The sequence below is a fragment of the Flavobacterium magnesitis genome, assembly GCF_041729735.1.
GTDB classification, from domain to species: domain Bacteria; phylum Bacteroidota; class Bacteroidia; order Flavobacteriales; family Flavobacteriaceae; genus Flavobacterium; species Flavobacterium magnesitis.
This window is the reverse complement of record NZ_JBCFQK010000043.1, coordinates 1-5,095: the sequence shown is the minus strand read 5'-3', so window position 1 is coordinate 5,095 and position 5,095 is coordinate 1. Positions and strand designations below refer to the sequence as shown.

6 protein-coding genes and 1 pseudogene are annotated in these 5,095 nt (G+C 33.1%); 6 read left to right on the top strand and 1 reads right to left on the bottom strand.

Annotated elements, in window-relative coordinates; translation table 11 throughout:
• Positions 1–190 (top strand): annotated as a pseudogene (locus AAGV33_RS16260) (YigZ family protein); the annotation flags it as partial.
• A 22-nt stretch (positions 191–212) separates the two neighbouring features.
• Here the strand turns inward: AAGV33_RS16260 and AAGV33_RS16255 are convergent.
• A complete protein-coding gene (locus tag AAGV33_RS16255) occupies positions 213–614 on the bottom strand; it encodes an acyl-CoA thioesterase (protein WP_373393422.1) in 402 nt (133 codons plus the stop codon).
• Between the two features lie 199 nt (positions 615–813).
• Between AAGV33_RS16255 and dnaA the strand changes: the two genes are divergently transcribed.
• From dnaA to AAGV33_RS16230, 5 genes are all read left to right on the top strand, one after another.
• Positions 814–2,241 carry a chromosomal replication initiator protein DnaA gene (dnaA, locus tag AAGV33_RS16250; protein WP_373393420.1) on the top strand — a complete coding sequence of 476 codons (1,428 nt, stop codon included), beginning with the start codon at positions 814–816 and terminating at the stop codon, positions 2,239–2,241.
• A 6-nt stretch (positions 2,242–2,247) separates the two neighbouring features.
• Positions 2,248–2,715: a low molecular weight protein-tyrosine-phosphatase gene (locus AAGV33_RS16245; RefSeq protein WP_373393419.1), complete on the top strand. Its 468-nt coding sequence runs from the start codon at positions 2,248–2,250 to the stop codon at positions 2,713–2,715.
• A gap of 25 nt (positions 2,716–2,740) precedes the next feature.
• Complete coding sequence (locus AAGV33_RS16240; protein WP_373393418.1) at positions 2,741–3,463, top strand: SAM-dependent methyltransferase; 723 nt, start codon at positions 2,741–2,743, stop codon at positions 3,461–3,463.
• Between the two features lie 89 nt (positions 3,464–3,552).
• Positions 3,553–4,434: an SDR family oxidoreductase gene (locus AAGV33_RS16235; RefSeq protein ID WP_373393416.1), complete on the top strand. Its 882-nt coding sequence runs from the start codon at positions 3,553–3,555 to the stop codon at positions 4,432–4,434.
• 319 nt (positions 4,435–4,753) lie between these two features.
• Positions 4,754–5,095 (top strand): hypothetical protein (locus tag AAGV33_RS16230; protein ID WP_373393415.1); only part of this gene is annotated, 342 nt, incomplete at its 3' end.

Genomic DNA, 5,095 nt, shown 5'->3' with positions numbered 1-5,095 from the left:
TTTAATTTCTTTTGATTATAAAAACATGAATAAGGTCATGCGCATTATCAAAGAAAAAAACTTGGATATTGTGCATCAAAAAATGGAAATGAGTTGCGAAATTGAAATCAAAATCCGAAAAAAATACGCCGAACAAATATTCAATATTTTTGATTCTCAATACGAAATAGACATAAAAATTAAAGAATAATTAATATCAGATTCTTTGATTTCTATATTCGTAAAATCTTCTCTTTAATATACTCAGGTGCAGCCATCGGACGACCCGTTTTCATGTTCACAAAAACTAAAATTGAGCTACCAATTGTTAATAACTCATTTTGCTCATTGTATATCTCATATTCAAATTCAATCTTCGCCGAAGTCTGACTTTTAAAAATGGTTTTCACGGTCAATAAATCATCATAACGAGCTGGTTTTTTATAATTTATATTTAGAGAAACTACTGGAAGCATCACTCCGTTTTCTTCCATCCATTTATAAGAAATCCCAATGTTTCTAAGCCATTCCACACGTCCCATCTCAAAATATTGTGCATAATTCCCGTGATAAACCACTCCCATTTGATCGGTTTCTGAATACCTTACTCTTACATTAAACTCGTATGTTTTCATTCTTGAATTTTATTTTTTTATATATTATTTTGGAATCCTTTTCTCCTTACTTACAACAATATTTCTTCAAAATCAACCTCTATAAATTTTTTTTTAACGAAATTTGTTCACATATTTGTTACCCCGATAAATAACAACTTTTTTTGATGTTATTTACTTCAATAAACAGAATAAAAAATATAATAATTTAACAGAATTTATGAACAAAACTGCTCAATCAGTATGGGATAACTGTTTGTCTTTTATAAAAGACAATATTCAAGACCAAGCATACAAAACTTGGTTTGAACCAATCAAGTCAGTTGAACTTACCGATAACGCGTTATATATTCAGGTTCCTAGTAAATTTTTCTACGAATGGTTAGAAGAACACTATGTTAAATTATTGAAAGTTGCCTTAACTAAAGAACTTGGTAAAAACGCAAAGTTACTTTATAAAATTAAAATGGAGAACACTTACGGCAACAAACAGCCGTTTACGGAACAATTGCCAAGTGCAAACCGTTCTCCAATGAAACCACAAAATGTAGACGCTCCTTTAAAAAACCTAGATCCGGAATTAAAAAATCCGTTTGTGATTCCTGGAATTAGAAATTTAAAGATTGAATCTCAACTGAATGCCAACTATAGTTTTGACAATTTCCTTGAAGGAGATTCTAATAGATTAGCACGTTCAGCAGGTATGGCTGTAGCCAATAAACCTGGAGGAACTTCGTTTAATCCATTGTTGATTTTTGGAGGTGTTGGATTAGGAAAAACGCATTTAGCACATGCTATTGGGGTTGAAATTAAAGATAAGTATCCTGAAAAAACAGTTTTATATATTTCTGCCGAAATTTTCACGCAACAATATATCGATTCTGTAAAGAAAAATAACCGAAATGATTTTATTCATTTCTACCAATTAATTGATGTATTAATCATTGACGACGTTCAATTCCTTTCTGGAAAATCAGGAACACAAGATGTATTTTTTCACATTTTCAATTATTTGCACCAAAACGGAAAGCAAGTGATTTTGACTTCTGATAAAGCACCTGTTGACATGCAAGATATTGAGCAACGCTTACTATCTCGTTTCAAATGGGGATTATCAGCTGAATTACACCAACCCGATTACGAAACTCGAATTTCAATTCTAAAAAACATTTTATACCGTGATGGTGTTGAAATTCCAGACGAAATTATTGAATACGTAGCACGTAACATTAAATCAAATGTTCGTGAACTCGAAGGTGCTATTATTTCGTTGATTGCACAATCTTCTTTCAACAAAAAAGAAGTAACTATTGAACTAGCAAAAAGTGTTGTTGAGAAATTTGTAAAAAATGTAAAACGCGAAATTTCTATTGATTACATTCAAAAAATTGTTTCTGATTATTTTCAATTGGACATCGAAACTTTACAATCAAAAACCAGAAAAAGACACGTAGTTCAAGCCAGACAATTAGCGATGTTTTTTGCCAAGAAATTCACGAAATCATCTTTGGCAAACATTGGTTCACAAATTGGCGATCGCGATCACGCAACCGTATTACACGCTTGTAAAACCGTAGATAATTTAGTAGCAACCGACAAACAATTCAAAAAGTTTGTCGAAGATATCCACAAGAAACTAACGTTATAAAGCCTTATGTCCGTCAAGATTTTAATGGTTTGCTTAGGTAATATTTGTCGGTCTCCTTTAGCCGAAGGAATTCTTGCTTCTAAATTACCTCAAGATAAATTTACCGTGGATTCTGCAGGTACAGGTTCTTGGCACATTGGAAAATCACCAGATTCCCGCTCAATCGCTATTGCAAAAAAATACCTACTCGATATTTCAAATCAAAAAGGAAGACAGTTTACAACTGCCGATTTTGATACTTTTGATTATATCTACGTAATGGACAATTCTAATTATGATGATGTAATTGATTTAGCCAAAAACGAAACTCAAAAAGCTAAAGTTCAAATTATCTTGAACGAATTGTATCCCAACGAAAATGTTGATGTCCCAGACCCTTATTACGGAATCGAAAATGGTTTTGAAATGGTGTACCAAATGCTAGACCAAGCTTGTGATAACATCGCTGCAAAACTAAAAGCGAAACACCGCTAGTCCATTTATTTTAAAAATCACAATAATGAAATCAAACACTCTTTTAGGAAAACTTTATTTAATCCCTACCACAATGGGAGAATGTGACCCGATGGATGTTTTACCACAGACCGTAAAAAGAACGATTGATTTTATTGACTATTATATTGTTGAAAACGAAAAAACCGCCCGAAAATCAATCAAAGAGGTTCATCCTGAGAAAAAACAAGCTGATTTAGTGCTTTTTGCATTAAACAAACATACCGAAACCAAAGAACATTTGGATTTCATCAAACCTTTACTAGAAGGAAAAAATGTAGGTTTAATGAGTGAAGCAGGTTGTCCTGGTGTTGCTGATCCTGGCGCTGTAATTGTAAAACTAGCACACGAAAGAGGAATTCAAGTGATTCCATTAGTAGGTCCTTCTTCTATTTTATTAGCGATGATGGCTTCGGGAATGAACGGTCAAAGTTTTACTTTTCATGGTTATTTACCTATTGAAAAAGACGAGAAAAAAGCGAGTTTCAAAAGCTTAGAAAGAACTTCTTTCGAAAAAAATCAATCCCAAATTTTTATCGAAACACCGTATCGCAATAATAAATTACTGGAAGATTTAATTCAGACTTTACATCCGGAAACGCATTTGTGCATTGCGACTGATATCACTTTGCCAACAGAATATATTAAAACTAAGAAAATATCAGCTTGGAAAAAAGAAACGATTGACTTACACAAACGCCCTACTATTTTTATCATTCATAAAATGTAGTTTCGGTTCTTTCTTTCCACATAAATTCTATTTTTTAATACTCGCAACACAAACTTCATTTCGTATATTTACAATAAAACCGAATCAAAATGAACTTTAGCCAAAAAATGTTACGAGACGATGCACTAAAAGGAAAAGTAATTGTTGTTACTGGTGGCGGTAGCGGACTAGGAAAAGCGATGACTAAATATTTTCTGGAACTGGGTGCCAAAGTTGCTATAACTTCCCGAGATTTAGACAAACTTAAAAATACGGCTGCCGAATTAGAATCGGAAACAGCAGGGATTTGTTTGCCTTTGCAATGCGATGTTCGAAATTACGAAGAAGTAGAAAACATGTTGCAACAAGTCATAAAAACTTTTGACAAAGTCGATATTTTACTCAACAACGCAGCGGGAAATTTCATCTCTCCTACTGAACGCTTATCGGCCAATGCCTTTGACACCATTATTGATATTGTTTTAAAAGGAACTAAAAACTGCACATTGGCTTTTGGAAAACACTGGATTGACAGCAAGCAAACTTCAGCTACCGTTTTAAATATTGTGACCACTTATGCCTGGACAGGCTCGGCTTATGTCGTGCCAAGTGCTACCGCTAAGGCGGGTGTTCTCGCCATGACTCGAAGTCTTGCCGTAGAATGGGCTAAATACGGCATCCGCACCAATGCCATTGCACCAGGACCATTTCCTACCAAAGGCGCCTGGGACAGATTACTCCCGGGAGATCTTGCCGAAAAATTTGACATGGCTAAAAAAGTGCCACTAAAACGCGTTGGCGACCATCAGGAATTAGCCAATTTAGCTGCTTATTTAGTTTCTGATTTTTCTGCCTACATCAACGGCGAAGTCGTGGTAATTGATGGTGGCGAATGGCTCAAAGGCGCAGGACAATTCAATCTATTGGAAGCCATACCCGAAGAACTTTGGGATCAATTGGAAATGATGATTAAAGCGAAGAAGAATAAATAATTCTGTTTAAAATTGAATTTTCTTTGCTATTGAAATTGTTTTTTTGTTATTGTTATTGCCATTGAAAACAGCCCACCGATTTTACGGATAAAACAGATTGACACCGATTTTAAACAAACCAAAACCGTCCAGTTTCTACTTCCGACAAAGGATGAAACTCCGTACTGCTCTTCAAACCGTTATAGATACACAAAATCATCAAGTTCTTATTTGTAAATAATTATCTATATATTTGAGAAACAAATAATAAAATATTTTATAGTACAAAACCAATTTAAACTATAAATTGACAATGCTTAACTAATTTTAGAAAAAATTTATGGATATTTTTTTTGTACAATTTACATTTGGAGTTATTTTATTCTTTTTAATTAATTGGATAGGAAAACATTCCTACTCTATTGGCTATATGGGAATATCAATCTTTGTAAAAGCCGAAGAAGCACCCGCTCTAAATTTTTTAATTCGTGTATTAACTCCTATTGTTTACTTAATAATAATTTCATCTATTTTATATTATTTCAGTTATGACAAATATGTAATCAATATTTACTTAGTTAACATTTATTATATTATTTTTCGTTTATTTTTTAATCTAATCACAAGCAGAGGAAAACTTTTAGATTGGTATAGACAAGTAGTATATTGGTCATCAATTAAA